Source organism: Janthinobacterium sp. KBS0711 (assembly GCF_000988085.1).
Classification (GTDB): Bacteria; Pseudomonadota; Gammaproteobacteria; order Burkholderiales; family Burkholderiaceae_D; genus Janthinobacterium; species Janthinobacterium lividum_E.
The window spans coordinates 150,010-172,385 of the sequence record NZ_LBCO01000014.1 but is presented as its reverse complement, the minus strand read 5'-3'; the positions used below and the strand labels follow the sequence as shown (position 1 = coordinate 172,385).

Below are 22,376 nucleotides of genomic sequence, written 5' to 3'. Positions count from 1 at the left end.
ATGCTTTACGGCGTAGGTCGGATTAGGTCCGCAGGACCGTAATCAGACAATATGGTTGGCGCATGATGTCGGATTACGCGCTTGCGCGCTAATCCGACCTACGGTCCTCGAGCGGAAACATTAAGGTGAATGTCGTGGCGGCCGCATCCGACGCGACCGTCGCGCTGCCGCCGTGCAATTGCATGATGGCCGTGACGATGGCCAAGCCTAAGCCGGTGGAGGCGGCCGAATCGCTGCGGGCCGGATCGGCGCGGTAGAAGCGCTCGAACAGGTGCGGCAAATGGCGCGCGGGGATGGCGGGGCCGAGGTTGCTCACGCTCAATTCCACGCCCTCATTCGTCGCATGCGAACGCAACAAAATCGTGCTGCCCGGCGCCGCGTGGCGGATGGCGTTCGACAACAAATTGCCCAAGGCGCGGCGCAGCAGTTGCGGCTCGGCAGTGACCGTGCCGCTGCCGTGGCAAGCCAGCGCCAGCTCGCGCTCTTCGGCCAAGCCTTCAAAGAAATCGGCCAGCCGCAAAAACTCGTCCTGCACCGGCAAGACCTGCTTGACGAGCACCATTTCATCCTGCTGGGCGCGCGCCAGAAACAGCATGCTGTCGATCATGCGCGACAGCCGTTCCAGCTCTTCCACATTCGACGACACCAGCTGTTCATACTCGTGCGCGCTGCGCGGGCGAGCCAGCATGACCTGGCTTTGTCCCAGCAGATTGGTGACGGGCGTGCGGAATTCATGCGCCAGGTCGGCGGAAAATTGCGACAGCCGCGCATAGCCTTCCTGCAGCCGCGCCAGCATGGCGTTCAGGGCGTGTATCAGCGGCAGCAATTCCGTCGGCGCATCGCGCGCCTCGAGCTGCTGTCCCAGCTTGCCGGGCCGCACCAGGGCCGCGTGGGCGGCGATATTGCGCAGCGGCCGCAGGCCGCGCAGCAGCATCAAGCTCGCCAGCAGGGCGGCCACCAGCGCACTGACAGCAACGGACACGACGATCTGCCAGCGGTAGGCGGCAAACATGGCCGTGCGGTCGCCATACACGCGGGCCACGGAAATATCGGCCATCTGCGCCGGGTCGCCGATGCGCGCGCTGGCCGCCACGACCCTGGCCGGATAACCGTCGCGGCTGATCCAGCTGATAATGTCGCTGTTTGTCACGGGCGCATCGACGGCCACGGGCACAGGATGCGCCACCATCTCGCCGTTCGGATTGACATCGATCAAGCGCGTGCCATCGGCACGCACGATGCGCACGAGTGAATTCTCCTGGCCGCTCATGGTGTCGCGGAAATACTGGGGCCGCTCGCGGATGATATCGAGGGTGCCGGCATTGCCCAGCAGCTGCTGGATCTGCCGCAACTTACCCAGCAACAAAATGTCATCGCGGCGCTCGATTTCCGCCACGAACGAGCGGTACAAATGCATGCCCAGCCCGGCCGAGACAAGGGCCACGATCAGCACGAACACGAGCGTGACGCGCAGGGTCAGCGAACGGCGAAGCTGCGCCAGCTTCATGCAGGTGCCCCCGTGTCAGGCACAACGGGCGCGGCCGGCGCGCGCAATTCGCAAACATAGCCCATGCCGCGCAAGGTGTGGATCAGCTTGGGCTCGAAAGGGTCGTCGAGCTTGCTGCGCAGGCGGCGGATGGCGGCGTCGATGACGTTGGTGTCGCTCTCGAAATTGATGTCCCACACTTGCGAGGCGATGATGGAACGCGACAAGACTTCGCCCTGGCGCCGCGCCAATAAATGCAGCAAGCCGAACTCCTTCGCCGTCAAGGTGATGCGCTGGCCTTGGCGGCTGACCTTGCGCTTCATTACGTCGATTTCCATGTCGCCGATGCGAATCACGTCGTCCTCGCGCGGCGGCCCGCGCCGCAACAGCGTGCGGATGCGCGCCACCAGTTCGGCAAAGGCGAAAGGTTTCACCAGGTAATCGTCGGCGCCCAGCTCCAGGCCCTTGACGCGGTCCTGCACCTCGTCGCGCGCCGTGAGAAAGATCACGGGCACGTCGGCGCCGCCGGGCAACAGGCGCAGGGCACGCAGCACTTGCCAGCCATCCATGATGGGCAGCATGACGTCAAGCACGATCAAGTCCGGCGTGTCCGTGCCGGCCATGTGCAGGCCGTCGCGGCCATTGCGCGCCAGGCTCACCGTGAAGCCAGACTCGGCCAGGCCGCGCAACAGATAGTCACCCGTCTTCGGTTCGTCTTCGATTACCAGGATGCGCATGGGTGGGGGCTTTCTTGTGGGAAGTTAAACCATTCTACGCCGCAGGCACGGTGCCGCGGATGATAAAAATGTCATGCGGCCATCATCTTCTCGTAGGGCAAGACTGGCCATACTGGCGTCACTTGATTCTCTGGATGCCACATGAAAGCCCTACTTTTCGGTACTACCCTGCTGTGCCTGCTGGCCAGCCCGGCCCAAGCCCAGTTGCGCAAGGTCAATGACATTTCGCTGGCGGCGGCCAGCAAACTGGCTGATACGGCCATGGCCGCCTGCCAGGCGCAAGGCCGGCATATCGTCGTCACCGTGCTCGACCGAGGCGGCAATATCGTGGCCGTGCAGCGCGCCGATGGCGTGGGTCCGCACAACACGGATGCGAGCCGGCGCAAGGCCTACACGGCCCTGTCGACGAAGAACGATACCCAGGCGCTGGCCGTGGCCGCGCGTGACAATCCCGACATGGCCAATTTGACCACCGTGCCGGAACTGCTGCTGCTGGGCGGCGGCCTGCCCTTGCGCGCCAAGGGAGACATCGTCGGCGCCATCGGCGTGGCCGGCGGCGGCGGCGCACAGCAAGACCGCGCCTGCGCCCTGGCCGCCCTGGCCGCCATTCCTGAACTCGATTCCCCTACCCTGTAAAGAAAGACACGACAATGACCACACTGAAACAAATCACCGCCGCCCTGGCCTTCGCCAGCCTCTCCAGCCTGGCCCTGGCCGCCAATCCCTTGAGCGTGCACATCCTCGACCTGCAAAGCGGCCAGCCAACGGCGGGCGTGACGGTAACCCTGGAGCAAAAGCAAGGCAAGGGGCATGACAATGACTGGAAACAACTGGCCAGCGGCGTGACGAATGCGCAGGGACGCATCACGGAAATGTATCCGGCGAATACGCCCATGCAGGCGGGCGACTACCGCATCGTGTTTAAAACGGGCGAACACTATGCACGGCTGAAACAGGAAACATTTTTCCCGGAAATCCCCGTGCAGTTTCACGTGGAAAAGACTGACCAGCATTACCACATTCCGCTGCTGCTCAGCCCTTTCGGCTTTTCAACATATCGCGGCAACTGACCGTTGATTAGGCTACCGTCTTCGCCGTCTGCCCGAACAGCACGCTTTTCGCGTCGCCGCTGACGGTCGGCTGCACATTGATTTCGGCTGCGCGTGCATACGCACGCACGGTGGCGGGGCGCGCGGCGATGGCCGCGAACCAGCGCGCCAGATGCGGAAAATCTTCCAGCTTCTGGCGCTGGCGCTGGTGCGGCACGATCCACGGATAGATCGCCATGTCGGCGATGGAATACGTGTCGCCGGCAACGAATTGACGGTCGGCCAGGCGCTTGTTCAGCACGCCATACAGGCGGTTCGTTTCGTTGACGTAGCGCGTGATGGCGTAATCGATCGGTTCGGGCGCGTATTGCACGAAATGGTGGTTTTGCCCGGCCATCGGGCCCAGGCCGCCCATTTGCCAGAACAGCCACTGCATGACTTCGGCGCGCCCGCGCACATCGGCCGGCAGGAATTGCCTGCTTTTCTCGGCCAGGTACTGCAGAATCGCTCCCGACTCGAACAGGGGCAAGGGTGCACCGCCATCAGCCGGCGCCTGGTCGACGATGGCGGGGATACGGTTGTTCGGCGCGATGGCGAGAAACTCGGGCTTGAACTGGTCGCCCTTGCCGATATGCACGGGAATGATGTTGTAGGGGATGCCCGCTTCTTCCAGGAACATCGTCACTTTGTGCCCGTTGGGCGTGGTCCAGTAATACAGGTCGATCATCGTGGTCTTTCCAGCTGAATAGGGAGGGCGGGCGGCGCGCGCGTGGATATTGTCGCGCCGCAACTGGTGTGCATGGATATAATGCCACGTCAGCGAAAAACAAGATGGCGCGCAGGCAGGGTAAGCACCCGCTAGCGCTGTCACGCAGGCATTCCGACATTTCCAAGCACAATCCAGAGCACAAACCAAGAAAGCCGACCATGCGCAAACTCCTGATCGTCATGCTGTCCGTCCTGCTGTCAGGCTGTGTCCAGGACTTCGCCATCTACATGTTCGATGGGCAAGACCATTCCCTGACCGTGCGCCGCCAGCAACGTTATTTTTGGCAGGATACCGTGGAAGTGCAGCTGATGGCGACCAATCTGCCGCAATGCCAGCGCCTGCATACCCTGTCGACGGATGCGCCGGCCGACATCACCGTCGAGCTGTTTGCAGCCGGCGATGGCCTGTGGAATATCCGCATGGGCAAGCAGTTGTGGCAAGCTGAAACGAATACCTGCAATGACCTGACGGAAATGGAAAACGACCCGAAAGCCGACCTGGGCCAGCCGATCGGGCAATTCGTGGTCGTCGATGACAAGCTGGAATTCGAACCGGCGCCGCAAGCGGCGGCGCCAGCCCAGTAGAACCCTAACGCGCCGCCAGGCTGCGCAGCGGCTTTTTCGCCGCGGCGCGCGGTGCGCCAGCCGAAGTGGCCGCCAGGCGCGGCGACGTGCCCGATTCCTGCGCCGACAATTTGAAGCGCGCCACCAGTTGCGCCAGCACGGCCGCCTGGTCCTGCATGCTCGACGCCGCCGCAGCAGCCTCTTCCACCAGTGCCGCATTTTGCTGCGTCACGCTATCCATTTCCGTGATCGCCTGGTTGACATGGCCGATACCCGTGCTTTGCTCGTGCGACGCGGCCGTGATGTCGGCCATGATGTCGGTCACGCGCGAAACGCTGGCCACCACCTGATCCATGGTCGTGCCCGCCTGTGCGACGAGCGTGCTGCCGGCCGCGATGCTGTCGACGGAAGCGCCGATCAGTTCCTTGATTTCCTTCGCTGCGCCCGCGGATCGTTGGGCCAGGTTACGCACTTCGCTGGCCACGACGGCGAATCCGCGTCCCTGTTCGCCAGCGCGCGCCGCTTCCACGGCCGCGTTCAAGGCCAGGATATTCGTCTGGAACGCGATGCCATCGATGACGCCGATGATGTCGACGATCTTGCGCGACGAAGCATTGATCGTATCCATGGTGCCGATCACTTGCGCCACCACGGCGCCGCCCTGGCGGGCCACGGCGGAAGCGGACTGCGCCAGTTCATTTGCCTGCACGGCATTGCCCGCGTTTTGCGTCACGGTCGAGGTCAATTCCTCCATCGAGGCGGCCGTTTCTTCCAGCGAGCTGGCTTGCATTTCCGTGCGCGCCGACAAGTCCATATTGCCGCTGGCAATCTCGCTCGATGCCGTGGCGATCGTTTCGGCGCTGTGGCGGATTTCGCTGATCGCATCGACCAGGTTGGCCTGCATGGTTTTCATCGCGTACAGCACGCTGTGGCGGTCGTTGGCATGCGTACGCACGACGCCGCTCAAATCGTTATTCGCGATCTTTTCAGCCACGTCGGCCGCATACTCGGGATCGCCGCCCAGCGCATGGCGCAAGCTGCGGTTGATCACGACGACGACGGCGGCCAGCAGCGCGCACACGAGCACCAGCACGCCCAGCGAGGTCAGCAGCGACTGGCGGAAGGCCGCGTCGATATCGTCCATGTACACGCCCACCACCAGGGTCCAGGCCCATGGCTTGTAGGCCACCACGCGGCTCATTTTCGGTTCGGGGGTCTTCTGGCCGGGACGTGGGAAATAATAGTGGACGAAGCCCTTGCCCGCATCGCTCTTGCCGACGGTAACGATGTCGCGGTACAGATAAGTGCCGTTGGCATCCTTGAAATCCGACATGTTCTTGCCATCCGTTTGCGGCGCGGCGGGATTCATCACAACGACGGCGTCGAGGTTGATGATGGACAAATAACCGGTCTCGCCGAAACGCATGCTCTTGATGACGGCCGTGGCCTGCTTCTGCGCCTCTTCCTTCGTCAAGGCGCCGCTGGCGGCCAGGTCGCCGAACATCTTGACGGCGCCCAGGCCCAGGTCGGCGGCATTGCTCAGGTCGGCGCTACGTTCTTCGATGCGGATCTTGCGCACTTCCAGGGCGTTATAGACAAAAATAACGGTGATGCACAACAGGCTGCAAATCAGGGGAATCCATAACTTCTGCTGGAACGTCAATTTCTTCATGCTGTGTCTCCAACTCTCTATTGTGCGGCGATGGGGCGTGGCCCGCTTCCAGCCCGGCAGGCCAGGAATGCGGCGGCGACGGTGCTCTGGCGGCACCGTTCAGACGACTCCAGCATACGCTCGAACGACCGATATTTACAATGCCGGGAGGCAATGATTTTTGCTTGGTGTTGTTAATGCGTTGCGACAATTAATGAGAATTGATGCTGCATTGCAGTAAAAAAGCATGCAGATAGGGGCGGCAAGGCAGCGGGGGTGGCGTGCCTGTGTCAAAATGCACGCCGGATACAAGATGAATCACGAAAGCACAGCATGACCAAGAATGAAGCCATGAAACGCATCAACGACCGCCTGGGCAAACCCACCTTGACGGACAAGAACACGCATTTTGCCAGCGTCGCCAGCTATGGCACGGACGAAGGCTGGTGGCTGAAGATCCCCTTCCTGACCTTCAAGCAGGAATTGCATTTCATTCTCAATAATGAGAAAACGAAAAGCTTCCAGCACCTGAAAATCGGCGCCAACCAGATCCTCAGCCCCGGCATGAAGTTCCGCAGCACGGGCGGCGCGGCCGACGCCTTCATGTCGGCCTCGGCGCCGAAACGCCTGGTCGACTTGCTCGACGGCGGCAGCAAGTACAACTTTACAAAACACTTTATCAACGACTATCGCTATTAGGAACACCTGACCAAACCTGCTGCGCGTCGGTATAGGCAGCCTGCGATGCTCACTGTACTAAAGTACAGTTCCGCTTCTCGGCTACCTCTCCCTTCCGCTCGCGACGGTTTTGTCAGGCGTTGTGTAGCCTTGTCAGATCATTTTTGGGGCGGCAGCCACGCCTTGAGCAAATGCTGGGCGATGTCGAGCGCGTCGTCGCGGCTGGTGCCGAAATGCAGCGGATAGCCCCAGAACTTGCCGAACATCACGGCAAAGGCCTTGCCGGCCAGACGCTTGGCGGCGCTCGGTTCGACCAGCACCATGCCCTGGATATACGCGCGGATGGCCGCCTTGTTCCGCTTCATCCAGAGCGCAGCCCGCTTGCGCTCTTCCTGCGGGTGTTCATGCCCCTCCTCGTCAAAGCCTTCCTCGCTGAGAATGACAAACGCCTGGCGGCGCGCCAGCAGCGCGTCAAACTGGGCAAACAGAATATCGGGCTGGACAGGCGCTGCCTCGCGGCGCATCCAGACGAGGGGAAAAGTGGATAGATCAAGCTGCATGGTGATGACTCCTTAGGGGGTTGCCGTTCCTCCTTACCTTCATCAGAACACTGGCGGCGGCGGTTGCCGTTGAAGCGGGGCTGCGGATCAGTACACGATACCGATGGCGCCGCCGGACGTCATTGCATAAAATAGCCACAATATTATTCAATCCAGCCAAAGCGCATCCATGCCCCATCCATTGCAGCCCAGCATGCTCACCACCGAGCTGGGCCTTGACGCCAGCGCCTCCCTCATGGATTTCGACGTCGATGGCGTGTTGCGCCCGCTGTTGGCCGTGGGCCTGGCCAGCGTGCCCGAGGACGCGGAGCAGGCGCCGCACCAGCATCGCAAGGGGCAGTTGCTGTATGCCACGCGGGGCGTGATGCATTGCGAGGTGGAAAGCGGCGTGTGGATCGTGCCGCCCCAGTGCGCCGTGTGGATACCTGGCGGCCTGATGCATTCGGCGCAGGGCGTGGGCGAGGCGGAGTGCTATTGCCTGTTTGTCGAGCCAGCCATGGCGCCCGCCTTGCCCTCCGTTTGCTGCACCGTGGCCGTGTCGCCGTTGCTGCGCGAACTGATCGCCAAGGCGGCCGGTTTTCCCACCCTGGCCGCGCTGCAGGGCGCGCAGGAACGCCTGGTGCTTACCCTGCTCGATGAATTGGCGGCCGCGCCCGTGGAAGACTTGCATTTGCCGATGCCGCGCGATGCGCGTTTGCGCCGCCTGGCCGCGCTGCTGCTGGCGCAGCCCGCCGATAAAAGCACCCTGGCCGAGTGGGCCAGCCGCATCGGCATGAGCGAGCGCAGCATGACCCGCCAGTCACTGGAGGAACTGGGCATGAGCGTGGGACGCTGGCGCCGGCAATTGCACGTCATCCTGGCCTTGCAACGGCTGGCGCAAGGGCACAGCGTGAAAGCGGTGGCGCTGGAACTCGGCTATGAAAACACCAGCGGTTTCGTCACCATGTTCCGCAAGGCCGTGGGCAAGCCGCCGGCGCGCTACCTGGCGGAACGGGAATCGGGAAGAATATAAAAAAAGGCGGCATTGCGCCGCCTTCGTCCTGCATCGTCGCCAAAAATCAGACTTCGCGCGCCAGGGCCAGAAATTCCGTGCGCAGCGCCAGGTTCGGCTGCATCTCGCCCAGCATGGCCGAGGTGATGGTTTCTTCGCCCGGCGTGCGGATGCCGCGGCTTTCCATGCACAGGTGGCGGCAGCGTACGACCACGCCCACCGATTTCGGTTCCAACACTTCCATCAAGGCATTGGCGATCTGCATCGTCATGCGTTCCTGCACTTGCAGGCGCTTGGAGAAGCAATCGACAAGGCGCGTCAATTTCGACAGGCCGACGATCTTGCCGTTGGGCACGTACCCGATGGTGGCCTTGCCGAAGAATGGCGCCAGATGGTGTTCGCAATGGCTGTAGACGGGGATGCCGCGCACGACGATCAGCTCGTTGTACTGTTCCGCGCCATCTTCAAACGCTTTCAGCAAGTCCACCGGGTCCTGACCATAGCCGGACGTCCAGTGCTTCCACGCCTTGGCCACGCGCGCCGGCGTTTCCAGCAAGCCAGGACGCTGCGGATCTTCACCAAAGCTGCTGATCAGCCGGCGCCAGTCGTTTTCGGAGAATTCTTCTTGAGACATGCTACACCACCCTAAAATTTTCAATTGCCGCCAGTATATAGAAAATGCGGCAGGCTGCCCGAGCAGCCTCCTCTTTGCCTATACCGTTGGCGGACGGTGCGCGCCCACCAGCAGCGCGGAAATCGACACGCTCGAACTCGCTTCCGGCCACGCATCGCCGGGGCCGAACCAGCGCGCCTCGGCGATCTCGTTCTCGTCCAGGCGGATCTCGCCATCGAGGTAATCGGCCGTAAACGCGATCATCAGCGAATGGGGAAACGGCCAGGACTGGCTCATGAAGTACTGCAGGTTATGCACGCGCAAGCCCACCTCTTCCATCACCTCGCGGTGCACGGCTTCCTCGATCGATTCGCCCGCTTCCAGGAAACCGGCGAGCGGGCTGAAGCGCTGCGACGGCGAGTGCTTGTGCATGGCCAGCAGCACCTGCTCGCCCTTGCGGATAAGCACCATCATGGCCGGCGAAATGCGCGGATACGCGAGCATGCCGCAAGCGGCGCAGGTGAAGCAGCGCTCGCCACGGGTGCGCTGCATGGGCGTGGCGCACACGCCGCAATGGCGGTGCGTGCGCGCCCACTCGGCCAGCTGCACGGCGCGGCTGGCCAAGCCCAGGAAAGCGTCGTCGACAGCATTGAACAGCGAGCGCATGCCGTGCCAGGCCAGGCCGGCGCCGACGGGCAGCTCCTCGTCGACCCAGACCGTCTGGCAATAGCGGTCTTGCCACAAACCCACGGGTTGTGCGCGGCTCAAGTCGATATCGAGCGCGGCCACTTCGGCGGCAGTGGGCAAGGCCAGCTCGGGCATGCGCAACAACAGACGCCCGCGGTGAAAGACGAAGGTGAGCGTCTGCTCGGCGGCCGGGGCCGGTTCGGGCGCATCGATCAGGGGGACAAAGGCATCGGGAGTCTGCAGCATGCTTGGCGGAAATTTGTAAAGGTTGCTCATCATACTCCCGCTGCCGGACGCTTGCGCGCATAGCAGCGGCCGGGCCGCAAAGCAAGCATTCATGAGCCATGACAGTGTTTTTTTTGTGACACGCGCAATCCGTTGCGTAAATGATACTGATAACGATTCTCATTTACGAAATAGCGCCCAGTTATTACAATACGGCCTATTCCGTCTCCATCGCCAGCCACTTGCCCGCGTGCCCAAGCACAGCGGCGCAGAGCCAGCCAGGAACCACTACCCTGACCTTTTCGAAAGAGCAAGATGGCAATCAAGAGCCGCAAACACGCCCCCACCCGTTTCAACCAGCACATCGGCGCCGCCCTGGCCGTGATGCTGCTGCCCGTCGCCGCCCAGGCGGCCGATCCGGCCGGCCAAAGCGCCCCGGCATCGCAGCAAACCCTGAACGAAATCAAGGTCGTGGGCTCCAAGGAAAATGATTTCAAGGCTGAAAAAGCTTCGTCGCCGAAATACACGGAAGAGCTGGTCAATACGGCGCAAACCATCGTCGTGATCAAGAAGGAATTGATCGAGCAGCAAGGCGCGCTGACCCTGACGGACGCGCTGCGCAACACACCGGGCGTCGGCACCTTCTTCCTCGGCGAGAACGGCAACACGAACACGGGCGACGCCGTCTACATGCGTGGTTTCGATGCCTCGGGCAGCATCTATGTCGATGGCGTGCGCGACGTGGGCTCCATCTCGCGCGACGTCTTCAACATCGAACAGATCGACGTATTGAAGGGCCCGGCGGGCACGGACAGCGGCCGCGGTTCGCCGACCGGCTCGATCAACCTGGTCAGCAAAACAGCGACCATGGAAAACAAATTCAATTCCCTGCTGACAGCCGGCAGCGGCAAGCAAAAACGCGCCACGGCCGACTGGAACCGCATCATCGACGCCGATTCCGGCACGGCCTTCCGTCTGAACCTGATGACGCAGGACAGCGGCAATCCGGCGCGCGACGAAGTCAAGAACAAGCGCTGGGCCTTCGCGCCCACCGTCACCTTCGGCATCGGCAAACCGACGCGCATCACGGCCAGCTACCTGCACGTAGATCAAAACAACGTGCCCGACGGCTTTGTGCCGACCATCGGCTTGCCCGGCTATTCGACACCCGACACCATCACCTCGACGAACAAGGTCATCCGCACCTTCCTGAACGGCGCCGCCAAGGTCGACCCGAAGAATTTCTACGGCTCCACCACGGACCACGACAAGGTCAAGGCCGACATGGGCACCTTGCGCATCGACCATGATTTCTCGCCGACCGTGCAATTCCAGAACACCACGCGCTACGGCAAGACCAAGCAGGATTACCTGCTGACAGCCTTCATGGGCAGCACCGCCAACCTGAAGACGCCGGTCGCCACCGATCCGTCGACCTGGACCCTGGCGCGCTCGCTGCGTACCGTGAAGGACCAGGAAAACACGATTCTGACCAACCAGACCGTGCTCAGCGCGCAATTTGACACGGGCGTGCTGAAGCACTCGGTGGTGGCCGGCGCCGAGTTCACCAGCGAAAAACAGACCAACTACAGCTATGTGCCTGCCAGCCTGGGCACCCTGCCGGACGCCAATCTGTACCATCCAAATCCGCGCGATCCGGTTACCGGCTACCAGCCGGTGCGCAACGGCGCTTACAGCCAAGGCGAAGTCAACACGCAAAGCGCGTATGTCTTCGACACCATCAAGTTCGGCGACAAGTGGATCTTCAACGGCGGCGTGCGTTTCGACCATTTCAACACCACGTATGACGCCATCACCCTGCAAACGGCCGTGGCCCAAGGCCAGGTACAAAAGTTGCCGGTTGGTACGCCTATTCCTGCCCACATCACCTTGAACGACACCTTCGCCAACGGCAAGATCTCGGCCCTATACAAGCCGACGCCGGAAAGCAGCGTGTATGCACTGTGGGCCACGTCGAAGGCGCCACCGGGCACCAACTTCACGCTGAGCACCGGCGCCAGCAGCGCGCAAAATCCGATCTACGATCCGCAGGAAACCACCACCAAGGAAATCGGCACCAAGTGGGATTTCCTGAAACAAAAATTGTCGCTGTCGGCAGCCGTGTACCAGACGGAAGTGAAAAATGAAGTAGAGCAAGATCCCATCGACCTGATCTACTACCAGACCGGCAAGAAGCGCGTTCAGGGCATCGAAATCGGCATGGTGGGCGAAGTCATGCCTAACTGGCTGGTCAGCGCTGGCTATACGCGCATGAATACCAGTGTCAAGTCGGGCAAGGTCGTCACCGCCAGCGGCGTCAACAACCTCAGCTACACGCCAAAACAGGCGTTTACGGGCTGGACGTCGTACACCCTGCCATTCGGCCTGAAGATCGGCGGCGGCGCGCGTTACGTGGGTGAAATGCTGCGCGGCACCGATGGCGCCGTCGGCACACCGGCCCGCGTGGATGCCTACTGGGTCTTCGACGCCATGGCAACCTACACCGTCAACAAGAACCTCGACCTGCAGCTGAACGCCTACAACCTGGCCGACAAGACCTATGTGGCAGCCATCAACAAGTCCGGCTTCCGCTACACGCCAAGCCAGCCCCGTTCGTTCAGCCTGACGGCCAATATCAAGTTCTAACGTCAAGAAAACAAGTATTACGCAACATCGGCCCCTCTTCGGAGGGGCTTTTTTATTGTCCTGATAATCTTGCCTTTTTGGCGCACTGCCGCCCTGACGCGACTAGCGTATGAAAAGTCATACAGCGATGCCCCGCCGCGTCCAATATTTCGCGCAAGCCTGCGAAATTGCAACATCCTGACAACAAAAAAGCCTCATTAAATCAACAACTTAAGAAGTTATGCGTCAAATGCCAATTTCAGGCATATCCTTTGCTATGTACAGGTTTTGCTGCAAATAATCGCTAGCACGCAAGGGCTTGTTTTTGAGAAATATTGACTCCAAGCTTGAGTTGCTCGCTATCAATAATCCGCTCACAGCGGCGCTTCATTTGGAGGAGTCAAAATGAAAAAGAAACGGCCATTAACCCTGTACATCCTGATTGCCATGGTCCTCGGCATTATTGTCGGGTATGGATGCAACACCGCCTTCCCTGATGCCAAGCTCAGCGCTCAGATCGCTGGCAATATTTCCATCGTCACCGACGTCTTCCTGCGCCTGATCAAGATGATCATTGCGCTGCTGGTGTTCTCCACCCTGACGGTCGGCATTGCCCACATGGGCGACGGCAAGACGGCGGGCCGCATCGGCCTGAAAGCCATGTGCTGGTTCGTGGTTGCCTCGCTGGTCTCGCTGGCGCTGGGCATGGTACTGTCGAACCTGATGCAGCTGGGTACCAACCTGGGCTTGCCATTACCGGACGTACACGCTTCAACGAATTTGAAAACGGCCGCCTTCACCTTGAAAGATTTCTTCACGCACCTGGTGCCGAAGTCGCCGATCGAGGCCATGGCCAACAATGAAATCCTGCAAGTATTGGTGTTCTCGATCTTCTTCGGCGGCGCACTGGCCGGCCTGGGCGAATCGGGCAAGACCCTGACGGCCGTTGTCGACCAGCTGGCACAAGTCATGCTGCGCATCACCGGCACCATCATGAACCTGGCTCCACTGGCCGTGTTCGCCGCGATGGCCTCCGTCATCACCACACACGGCCTGGGCGTGCTGGTCACGTTTGCCAAGTTCATGGGTGGCTTCTACCTGGGCCTGATGTGCCTGTGGGCACTGCTGATCGCCGCCGGCTTCGTCGTCATCGGCCCGCGCGTCTTCAAACTGGTCGGCCTGATCCGCGAACCATTCCTGCTGGCATTCTCGACGGCCAGCTCGGAAGCGGCCTATCCAAAACTGCTGACGGCGCTCGACCAGTTCGGCGTGGACCGCAAGATTTCCAGCTTCGTGCTGCCGATGGGCTACTCCTTCAACCTGGACGGCTCGATGATGTACTGCACCTTTGCCGTGCTGTTCATCGCCCAAGCCTACGGTATCGACCTGTCGATAGGCACGCAGATCACCATGCTGCTGCTGCTGATGCTGACCTCGAAAGGCATGGCCGGCGTGCCGCGCGCCTCGCTGGTAGTGATTGCCGCTACCCTGAACCAGTTCAATATTCCGGAAGCGGGCTTGCTGCTGCTGATGGGCGTCGACCAATTCCTCGACATGGGCCGTTCGGCCACCAACGCGGTCGGCAATGCCGTCGCCACGGCTGTCGTCGCCAAGTGGGAAGGTGGCCTGGCCACCGAGGAAGAAGCCGCCGCGGCCAACGCGGCCAACCAGAACACGGAAAGCCATTGGGGCGAAGCGGATCACGCTAGCAAAGCCTGATAGCGCCATGGCCCGCCACAAGCGGGCCATTTATTTGTTGTCGATGTTGAGTAACAAGCAGTCAGGTAGTGCGATCAGTAGTCATTCCAACTTATTAGAGAGATTTTCATGAAAAAAGTCCTGTTTACCCTGCTGACCCTCGGCGCAGCCTCCACCGGCGCCATGGCCCAATCGAACGTGACCATGTATGGCGTGGCTGACGCCGGCCTGGTGTTCGACAAGGATGCGGCTGGAGACCGCCTGAACCGCGTTGCTTCCGGCATCGCTTCCGGCTCGCGCATCGGCTTCAAGGGCAAGGAAGACCTCGGTGGCGGTCTGGCCGCCACCTTCGTGCTGGAAAGCGGTTTCAATATCGATACCGGTACCTCGGGCCAGGGCGGCCGGCTGTTCGGCCGCCAGGCGTATGTGGGCCTGACCGGCAGCGCCGGCGCCCTCACCCTGGGCCGCCAATATACGCCGTACTACCTGGCACTGCGCGACGTGGCCGATCCGTTTGTCATCGGCCTGGCCGGCACGGCGTCGAACATTATGGCGACGAATTATCGCATCGACAACATGGTGCAATACAGCACGCCAACCTGGAGCAAGCTGTCGGCCGACCTGGCGTATGGCTTTGGCGAAGTGGCCGGCGACAATGCGAAAAACCGCAGCATGGGCGGCGCCGTGCACTACATCGACGGTCCGCTGAACGTGACCCTGACGCACCACCGCCAGGAAAATGCGCTGGCGACCCAGCAAACGCGCAACACTCTGCTGGCCACGCGCTACGACTTTGGCGTGCTGCAAGGTAACTTCGGCTACGCCGACAACCGCGCCCTCGACAACAGCAAGAGCAATGACATCCTGGTCGGCTTCAGCGCCCCGTTCGGCGCCACCAAGCTGGTCGCGTCGTACATCCGCCACAACGACAAGAGCAATGCCAACCGTGACGCCCAGCAGTGGGCCATCGGCGCCTTCTATGCCCTGTCCAAGCGCAGCGACCTGTACACAGGTTACGGCCACATCAGCAACAAGAACGGCGCTACCTACAAGGTTGGCAATGCCACGGACGATGGCACCGGCAACAGCGGCTTTAACCTGGGCATGCGTCATACGTTCTAAGGACGTCGGCCAAAATCTACTGCGCGGCGCGCTTCTCGGCCACAAATCACTGCCGCTCGCTACGATTTTGTCGGACGTTGAGATGTCCGTAAAATAGAAGTGTGGGCCGCCGGATGCATATCCGGCGGCTTTTTCTTTTTACGCAATATTTAAATGCGATACTGTGGGTTCTTGCAAGTTGGCAGCTGATTTTATGAATAGCAGTACTACCAAACCCTCCCTTTCCTGGCGCCAGCGCCTGTCGCAACGGTCGGGCCGCGAAACGCTGGCCTGGGGCGTGGTGCTGGCCGCCTGCCTGGCCACCGTCTGGCTCGTGTATTTCTGGACCGAACGCATCGCCATCGGCAAGCTGCAGGCGAGCGGCGCGCAGCGCCTGGAGGTGTATGTCAGCAGTCTTGAAAATGCGTTGGAGAAATACGACTTCCTGCCCAAGACCCTGGAGCTGAACCGCGACGTGATCCGTCTGCTGCAGCACCCGGAAGATCCGGTGCTGGTCGATACGGTCAATCATTACCTCGAGCAGATGAATGCCCAGGCGAAATCGTCGACGATTTTCATCAGCAACCTCGACGGCAACACGCGGGCCGCCAGCAACTGGCAGCAGCCCGACAGCTTTATCGGCGACAATATCTCGTTCCGCCCCTACGCCCAGGATGCGCTGCGCGGCACGCCGGGCCGCTTCTATGGCGTGGGCACGACGCGCTTGGAACCCGGTTACTTCTTTGCCCACGGCATCTATCAGAATGGCCACATGCTGGGCCTGGCAACGGTGAAGGTGAACCTGGAAAACCTGGAAAAACGCTGGGTGCAAGGCGCCGACAAGGTGATGCTGGCCGACGAGCACGGCGTGATTTTTCTCAGCTCCATGGCGGACTGGAAGTACAAGACCCTGGCGCCGCTGTCACCCGCCATCGTCGAAGAGCTCAACCGCACGCGCCAGTACTATTCGAAGCAGCTGGCCGCCATCCCCTTCGTTTCCGACCGCCAGCTGGGCAATGGCGCGCGCGTGATCAGCGTACGCGAGCAGGAACATGCGGACACGCCGCCGAAGACCAGCTCGAGCGTGATGACGCAGATCAAGCTCAAGTCGCCGCAAGGCTGGACTTTTATTTATTTGTCCGACCTGGCGCAGGCCAAGGCCAGCGCGCGCGCGGCGGCCGCCTTCTCGTGCGTGCTGCTGGGCTTTTTCATGCTGCTGTTCTTTTACCTGCGCCAGCGCCGCGCGGCCGTGGCGCAAAAATTGCGCGCCCGCGAAGACCTGCAGCATGCCTACGACAACCTGGAAGCCATGGTCGAGGAACGCACGTCGGAACTCAATGCCATGACGCAAAGCCTGAGCCAGGAAATCGACGTGCGCAGCAAGGCCGAGCAAAAGCTGCACATCACGCAAAACGAACTGTTTCAAGCTGGCAAGATGGCCGTGCTGGGGCAGATGTCGGCCAGCATCACGCATGAACTGAACCAGCCGCTGACGGCGCTGCGCACCATGTCCGACAATGCCGTCATCCTGCTCGAGCGGGGACGGCTCGACGATGCACGGCGCAACTTGGCGAAGATATCGCAAATTGCGGCCAGGATGGGGACTATTACTGGCCAGTTGAAGATTTTTGCGCGCAAGTCGACGACCAGCCTGACCTCCGTCTCGATCCCCACGGCGATCAGCAACGCCCTGTTCCTTGTCGAACGCCGGCTGCAGGTGGAAAATGTGCGTTTCACCCTGCAACTGCCGCCCGAAGACATCTTCGCCATGTGCGAAAGCAACCGCCTGGAACAGGTGCTGGTCAACCTGTACGCCAATGCGCTCGACGCCATGAATGGCAGCGACGTGCGCAGCCTGCGCGTGTCCGTCGAATGTACGCCCGAGCACGTGCTGATCCACGTGGCCGACACGGGGCCGGGCCTGTCGACGGAAGTGTATGAACACCTGTTCGAACCGTTCTTCACGACCAAACCGCAAGGCCTGGGGCTGGGCCTGGGACTGGCCATTTCCGAACAGATCACGCGCCAGTTCGGCGGCGTGCTGCGCGCAGAAAACGCCCCCGGCGGCGGCGCCATCTTCACCATCGAACTACAGATTGCAACGCAGGAGGAAAAACATGTTTGACGGCTTGAAGGTCTTGCTGGTCGAAGACGACCCCACCGTACGCGAAGGCAGCGAGCAGGCTTTACAGCTGGCCGGCCTGGACGTGCTGGCCTTCCACTCGGCCGAGCTGGCCTATAAACTGCTGACCCCGGATTTCCCCGGCATCGTCGTGAGCGACGTACGCCTGCCCGGCATGAGCGGCTTGGAATTGCTGCAGGCGGTCAAGACGCTCGATGCCAACCTGCCCGTGATCCTCGTCACGGGCCATGGCGACATCACCATGGCAGTACACGCCATGCGCACGGGCGCCTACGATTTCATCGAAAAACCGTATTCGTCCGACCAGCTGGTCGACGTCATCCTGCGCGCGCTGGAAACCCGGCGCCTGACTCTGGAAGTGCACAGCCTGCGCCGCCAGCTCGAGGACGGCGGCGGCATCGAAGCGCGTCTATTGGGGAATTCGGTGGCGATGCGCGACATACGGCGTTTGATCCTCGACGTTGCGAACGAACCTGCCGACGTACTGATCTATGGCGACACGGGCACGGGCAAGGAAATGGTGGCCCGCTGCCTGCACGACTTCAGCCACCGCCGCAAACATAACTTTGTCGCCGTCAACTGCGGCGCGATTCCCGAAAGCATTTTTGAAAGCGAAGTCTTCGGCCACGAGCCGGGCGCGTTTACGGGCGCGGCCAAGCGGCAGGTGGGCAAGATCGAGCACGCGGACCAGGGCACTTTCTTCCTCGACGAAATCGAAAGCCTGCCCCTGTCGCTGCAAGTGAAATTGCTGCGCGTGCTGCAGGAACGCTATATCGAACGGCTGGGCTCGAACGTGCCCACGCCCGTCGACGTGCGCGTCATCGCGGCTGCCAAGCTGGACCTGGAAGACTTGTCGCAGCAACAGAAATTCCGCAGCGACCTGTACTACCGCCTGAATTTGATCGTGCTGCATCTGCCGCCGCTGCGCGAACGGCGCGAGGATATTCCCATCCTGTTCGAACACTTCGTGCTGGCCGCCGCCGCCCGCTACAACCGCGCCGCGCCCGTCGTCTCCAGCGCGCAGATGCGCAACCTGATGGCCCATTCCTGGCCCGGCAACGTGCGCGAACTGCGCAATATCGCCGACCGCTTCGTGCTCGGCATCGCCGGCGGCGCCTCGAGCCTGCTGGCGAGCGGCCAGGCCAGCCCCTTGTCGCTGGCGGAACAGGTCAACGGCTTCGAACGCGCGCTGATCGAGCAGGAACTGCGCGCATACGCAGGCAACGTCAGCGAAGTGAGCGCGGTGCTCGGCTTGCCGAAGCAGACCCTGTATCACAAGATGCAGAAGTACAACCTGGTGGCGGAAGAGTTCAGGTAAGCACGCAAACCCGGCCCGTGCGCAAGGGCACGACCCAGTCGGGCCGCCCGTTGGCCAGCGCCAAAAGGGCCGCCTTTTCCCAGTCATATTCCACGGCGTGCAACTGCGCCGTCCAGCGGCCATCGGCGCCCTGTTCGGCAATCGCATAGCGCGCATGCGGCGTGCCGTTTTCCATCACGTGCGGATAGCCGTGATCGTCGTCATAGGCCTGCAAGCCGACGCTGCCCGGGTTGACGATCAGCCGCCCATCATCCAGGCGCATCTGGCGCGGCATGTGCGTGTGGCCGCACAGGATCAAGGCCGCGTCGGCCTCGCCGGCGCGTTCGGCCACTTCCTGCGGCGTGGCGGCGCGGCTGCCTTGCGGCGTGACGCTGTCGAGAAAATACACGAGGTCGCTGGTAGGCGTGCCATGCACGAGCAGCACGTCGTGCCGCAGGCGCATGGTGGCGGGTAGCGCCTCTATCCACGCGAGTTGTTCCGGCAGCAGTTGCGCGCGCGCATAGGCGTCGGACACGCCCATGCGGGCCGGATCGCCCAGCAGTTGGCGCTCGTGGTTGCCGCGGATGGTGGGCAGGCCCAGCCCCATCAGGCGCGCTGCCGTGGCGCGCGGCTGCAGATGGCCCGAGACGATATCGCCAAGGTTGACGGTCACGTCCACGCCACGCCGGGCGATGTCAGCCAGCACGGCGTCAAGCGCGTCCAGGTTGCCGTGGATATCGGAAATAGCGGCAATTCTCATACGAGGTCTCCTCCTTGTGCGCACCATTCTGCCCGCGTTCCGCATGGCAGGCAATGTCCTTATGTTTACCGGCTGTTACACACGGTAGGACAAGTCCGACGGCCACTTGCGCCGTGCGGCTACGTAATTTAAAAGTAACAATTGCTACCATTTCCTCATTGCACTGTTGCCCAGCGTGGGCCGCCCAAGCGTCGCGACAGTTTTCACTTTATTTTGAGGAGTTGCCCCATGTCTGCCATGTCCGTGTCCACCCGCCTGTCCCCACCACGCCCGCACCACCTCGCCTTGCGCGGCGCCATGATGCTGGGCGTGCTGGGTATTGCCACGGCGGCCGCCACGGCGCGGGCCGAGCCATCGCCGGCGCTGGACCGTGTCAGCATCTCGGTGGGCGCGTTTTCCGCCGATCCGCGCATCAATATCGGCGCCGACACGCAGTTTGGCCGCATCGACGCGCCCGAATCGAAGCAGAGCCATACCACCATCCCGCGCATCAAGGCGGACTTGCTGATCGGCGACCGCCATGGCCTGGCATTCGACTACTACCGCTACGACAAATCCTATACGCCAAGCTTGACGGGCGAAACCATCATCAATGGCCAGCCCGTCACAGGCACGGCCACGGCGAATGCCGACCTGAAGCTGGACCTGGCCAAGCTGGCCTATAAATGGTGGCTGGGCAGCGGCAACGACACCTTCGGCATCGGCCTGGGCGCCGCCTACTACCACGCCAACCTGAAAGGCACGGCCACCGGCATCGTCAATGGCGAAACGGCCACGGCACGCGATTCCATCGGCGAGCACGCGTTTGCACCGCTGCTGGAAGTGGGCTGGCGCCACGCCTTTACGCCAGACTTGCGCATGTATGCGGAAGCATCGGGCATCAAGAAAAATGGCGGGCGCATCAATGGTCACATCTACGGCGGCAATGTCGGCGTGGAATGGTTCCCGTTCAAAAATATCGGTTTCGTGGCCGATTACGGCATCTCGAAAATCAAGCTGCACCGCGACAGCGAACGCGATGCCGACCTGAACATCCGCCTGACGGGACCGTCGGCGTATGTAAAAGTACGCTTCTAATCCAGCTCAGGCCGCCGGTTTCAGCAAGGTCAGCTGGAACTGCGGCAAGTCCGGATCGTCGTACGCCTCGACCCTGGCAAACGGCAGGCGCGCAAATGCCTGCCGCCAGAACGCGCAGGCATCCGCATCGGCGCGGAACGTCGCCACCATCCAGGTCTGCGCACTGTCGAGCAGGACGCGCCGCACCACTTCCAGCGCCACGCCACGGCGCCGGTACTTCTTCAAAATAAAAAGGTCGCTGAACTCCTGCACCGGCAGCTTGCCCTCCATGCCGGGTTCCGTGATGAAAAAGCCCGCCAGCGCCCCATCGACCTCGACCCAGACGGCCGTATGCCCGGGCGCATGCACATACTCGGCCAGCCCGGCATCGCACACGTCGTAGCGGCCGTCGGCCAGCACGCCCTCGCCGCTCCAGGCGGTATTGTCATAGCAATACAGCTGGAACAGCTGCGCCAGCGCCCCTTCTTCACCGGGCGCAACGGCGCGCAATGTCATGTTCTGTGCTACCGGCATGGTCCCGCCTTTCCGCCGCATGGCGTCGTTAAGGTGGCGAGTGTAGCACCACGTCGCTCATCCCTCCCTCCTGCATTCCAGCCCTGTATTTCCACCCTTGATCGCAAAAACATTAACTTTCTCCCAATTGGCTATATATTATTGTTTTTAAGTAACATCCGCCACCGCGGCTGCAAAACAAGGGCGATCCCCTTCCACAGACCGGCAGGCATGCATCTGCCGGCTTTCATACCCAAGCTCTGGAGAGTGCTGCACATGCTATCGATCAAACAGCTGAACAAAACGTATGCCAATGGCGTCAAGGCCATCAACAATGTCAGCCTGGACATTCCCAACGGAATGTTCGGCTTGCTGGGACCGAATGGCGCGGGCAAGTCCTCGCTGATGCGCACCATTGCAACATTGCAAGATCCCGATAGCGGCAGCATCCATTTCGATGGCGTCGATGTACTGCAGGACAAGGCCGGCCTGCGCCGCCAGCTCGGCTATCTGCCGCAGGATTTCGGCGTGTATCCGAAGGTCAGCGCGGAAACCCTGCTCAACCACTTTGCCGTCTTGAAAGGCTTGACGGAAAAGGGACCGCGCAAGGAGGCCGTGGAAGCCTTGCTGCAGCAAACCAATCTGTGGGAAGCGCGCAAGCGCAACCTGGGCACGTATTCGGGGGGCATGCGCCAGCGCTTCGGCATCGCCCAGGCGCTGCTGGGCGCGCCGCGCCTGGTGATCGTCGATGAACCAACGGCCGGCCTGGACCCGGACGAGCGCAACCGCTTCCTGAACCTGCTGGCGAAGATCGGCGAGCAGGTGGTCGTCATTCTGTCGACGCACATCGTCGATGACGTGACGGACCTGTGCCCGCGCATGGCGATGATCGTCAAGGGACAGGTGCTGGTGCAGGGCGAGCCGCAGGCGGCCATCGATACCTTGCATGGCAAGGTCTGGCGCCGCAGCGTCAGCATGGACGAGCTGGCGCAATACCAGCAAACCTTGAACGTACTGTCGACGCGCCTGGTGGGCGGCAAGCCGCAAATCAATGTGTTTGCCGACAGCCAGCCCGACAGCGGCTTCACGCAGATCGCCCCGGACTTGGAAGACGTGTACTTCCTGCACGTGCGCAACGCCGCCCGCAGCGGCGCCGCCGCAGCTGCAGCGTAAG

At 61.7% G+C, this 22,376-nt stretch carries 21 protein-coding genes; 12 read left to right on the top strand and 9 right to left on the bottom strand.

Features of this window, described 5'->3' with window-relative positions; translation table 11 throughout:
- Positions 1 to 88 precede the first annotated feature (88 nt).
- Complete coding sequence (locus VM94_RS09425) at positions 89 to 1,507, bottom strand: heavy metal sensor histidine kinase (RefSeq protein ID WP_046683251.1); 1,419 nt, start codon at positions 1,505 to 1,507, stop codon at positions 89 to 91.
- Positions 1,504 to 2,223 carry a heavy metal response regulator transcription factor gene (locus VM94_RS09420; protein ID WP_046683250.1) on the bottom strand — a complete coding sequence of 240 codons (720 nt, stop codon included), beginning with the start codon at positions 2,221 to 2,223 and terminating at the stop codon, positions 1,504 to 1,506. The genes VM94_RS09425 and VM94_RS09420 overlap by 4 nt, the downstream gene beginning before the upstream one ends.
- A 141-nt stretch (positions 2,224 to 2,364) precedes the next feature.
- Between VM94_RS09420 and VM94_RS09415 the strand changes: the two genes are divergently transcribed.
- On the top strand, positions 2,365 to 2,859 hold the full coding sequence (locus VM94_RS09415; protein ID WP_046683249.1) for a GlcG/HbpS family heme-binding protein: 495 nt from the start codon (positions 2,365 to 2,367) through the stop codon (positions 2,857 to 2,859).
- Positions 2,860 to 2,873: 14 nt separating this feature from the next.
- Positions 2,874 to 3,293, top strand: a complete 420-nt coding sequence (gene uraH / locus VM94_RS09410; RefSeq protein WP_046683248.1) for a hydroxyisourate hydrolase — start codon at positions 2,874 to 2,876, stop codon at positions 3,291 to 3,293.
- A 7-nt stretch (positions 3,294 to 3,300) separates the two neighbouring features.
- Here uraH and VM94_RS09405 read toward each other — a convergent pair whose 3' ends face one another.
- Positions 3,301 to 3,999 (bottom strand): glutathione binding-like protein, encoded by a 699-nt coding sequence (locus VM94_RS09405; RefSeq protein ID WP_046683247.1) that lies wholly within the window; start codon positions 3,997 to 3,999, stop codon positions 3,301 to 3,303.
- Between the two features lie 200 nt (positions 4,000 to 4,199).
- On the opposite strand from VM94_RS09405, the gene VM94_RS09400 reads away from it, so the two are divergent.
- The gene (locus VM94_RS09400; protein WP_046683246.1) at positions 4,200 to 4,625 is read left to right on the top strand and encodes a hypothetical protein; all 426 of its coding nucleotides are present in this window, start codon (positions 4,200 to 4,202) and stop codon (positions 4,623 to 4,625) included.
- A gap of 4 nt (positions 4,626 to 4,629) precedes the next feature.
- On the opposite strand, the gene VM94_RS09395 is transcribed toward VM94_RS09400, so the two are convergent.
- Positions 4,630 to 6,276 (bottom strand): methyl-accepting chemotaxis protein, encoded by a 1,647-nt coding sequence (locus VM94_RS09395; protein WP_046683245.1) that lies wholly within the window; start codon positions 6,274 to 6,276, stop codon positions 4,630 to 4,632.
- Between the two features lie 312 nt (positions 6,277 to 6,588).
- Here VM94_RS09395 and VM94_RS09390 point away from each other — a divergent pair, with 312 nt between their 5' ends.
- Entirely contained in the window at positions 6,589 to 6,954 is a 366-nt protein-coding gene (locus tag VM94_RS09390; RefSeq protein WP_046683244.1) for a hypothetical protein, read from the top strand.
- Positions 6,955 to 7,091: 137 nt separating this feature from the next.
- Here the strand turns inward: VM94_RS09390 and VM94_RS09385 are convergent, their stop codons facing one another.
- Entirely contained in the window at positions 7,092 to 7,493 is a 402-nt protein-coding gene (locus VM94_RS09385; protein ID WP_046683243.1) for a hypothetical protein, read from the bottom strand.
- Between the two features lie 235 nt (positions 7,494 to 7,728).
- Between VM94_RS09385 and VM94_RS09380 the strand changes: the two genes are divergently transcribed.
- Complete coding sequence (locus tag VM94_RS09380) at positions 7,729 to 8,505, top strand: AraC family transcriptional regulator (protein ID WP_138829059.1); 777 nt, start codon at positions 7,729 to 7,731, stop codon at positions 8,503 to 8,505.
- A gap of 46 nt (positions 8,506 to 8,551) precedes the next feature.
- On the opposite strand, the gene folE is transcribed toward VM94_RS09380, so the two are convergent.
- Positions 8,552 to 9,118 (bottom strand): GTP cyclohydrolase I FolE, encoded by a 567-nt coding sequence (gene folE / locus VM94_RS09375; protein ID WP_035822985.1) that lies wholly within the window; start codon positions 9,116 to 9,118, stop codon positions 8,552 to 8,554.
- 78 nt (positions 9,119 to 9,196) lie between these two features.
- A complete protein-coding gene (nudC, locus tag VM94_RS09370; protein WP_082127649.1) occupies positions 9,197 to 10,030 on the bottom strand; it encodes an NAD(+) diphosphatase in 834 nt (277 codons plus the stop codon).
- Between the two features lie 294 nt (positions 10,031 to 10,324).
- Between nudC and VM94_RS09365 the strand changes: the two genes are divergently transcribed.
- From VM94_RS09365 to VM94_RS09345, 5 genes are all read left to right on the top strand, one after another.
- Complete coding sequence (locus VM94_RS09365; protein WP_046683241.1) at positions 10,325 to 12,655, top strand: catecholate siderophore receptor Fiu; 2,331 nt, start codon at positions 10,325 to 10,327, stop codon at positions 12,653 to 12,655.
- A 384-nt stretch (positions 12,656 to 13,039) separates the two neighbouring features.
- Positions 13,040 to 14,353 (top strand): dicarboxylate/amino acid:cation symporter, encoded by a 1,314-nt coding sequence (locus VM94_RS09360; RefSeq protein WP_046683240.1) that lies wholly within the window; start codon positions 13,040 to 13,042, stop codon positions 14,351 to 14,353.
- 108 nt (positions 14,354 to 14,461) lie between these two features.
- A complete protein-coding gene (locus VM94_RS09355) occupies positions 14,462 to 15,454 on the top strand; it encodes a porin (protein ID WP_046683239.1) in 993 nt (330 codons plus the stop codon).
- A gap of 193 nt (positions 15,455 to 15,647) precedes the next feature.
- Positions 15,648 to 17,558, top strand: a complete 1,911-nt coding sequence (locus VM94_RS09350; RefSeq protein WP_046683238.1) for a sensor histidine kinase — start codon at positions 15,648 to 15,650, stop codon at positions 17,556 to 17,558.
- Complete coding sequence (locus VM94_RS09345; protein ID WP_046683237.1) at positions 17,551 to 18,894, top strand: sigma-54-dependent transcriptional regulator; 1,344 nt, start codon at positions 17,551 to 17,553, stop codon at positions 18,892 to 18,894. Before VM94_RS09350 ends, VM94_RS09345 begins: the two co-directional genes overlap by 8 nt.
- On the opposite strand, the gene VM94_RS09340 is transcribed toward VM94_RS09345, so the two are convergent.
- Entirely contained in the window at positions 18,887 to 19,633 is a 747-nt protein-coding gene (locus VM94_RS09340; RefSeq protein ID WP_046683236.1) for a metallophosphoesterase family protein, read from the bottom strand. The genes VM94_RS09345 and VM94_RS09340 overlap by 8 nt on opposite strands.
- Positions 19,634 to 19,861: 228 nt before the next feature.
- On the opposite strand from VM94_RS09340, the gene VM94_RS09335 reads away from it, so the two are divergent.
- Positions 19,862 to 20,710, top strand: coding sequence for a hypothetical protein (locus VM94_RS09335; protein WP_082127643.1), 849 nt, complete (start codon positions 19,862 to 19,864; stop codon positions 20,708 to 20,710).
- Between the two features lie 6 nt (positions 20,711 to 20,716).
- Here VM94_RS09335 and VM94_RS09330 read toward each other — a convergent pair whose 3' ends face one another.
- Entirely contained in the window at positions 20,717 to 21,223 is a 507-nt protein-coding gene (locus VM94_RS09330; RefSeq protein WP_138828961.1) for a GNAT family N-acetyltransferase, read from the bottom strand.
- Between the two features lie 255 nt (positions 21,224 to 21,478).
- Here VM94_RS09330 and VM94_RS09325 point away from each other — a divergent pair, with 255 nt between their 5' ends.
- The gene (locus tag VM94_RS09325) at positions 21,479 to 22,375 is read left to right on the top strand and encodes an ABC transporter ATP-binding protein (RefSeq protein WP_046683235.1); all 897 of its coding nucleotides are present in this window, start codon (positions 21,479 to 21,481) and stop codon (positions 22,373 to 22,375) included.
- The last annotated feature ends 1 nt before the right edge of the window (position 22,376 follow it).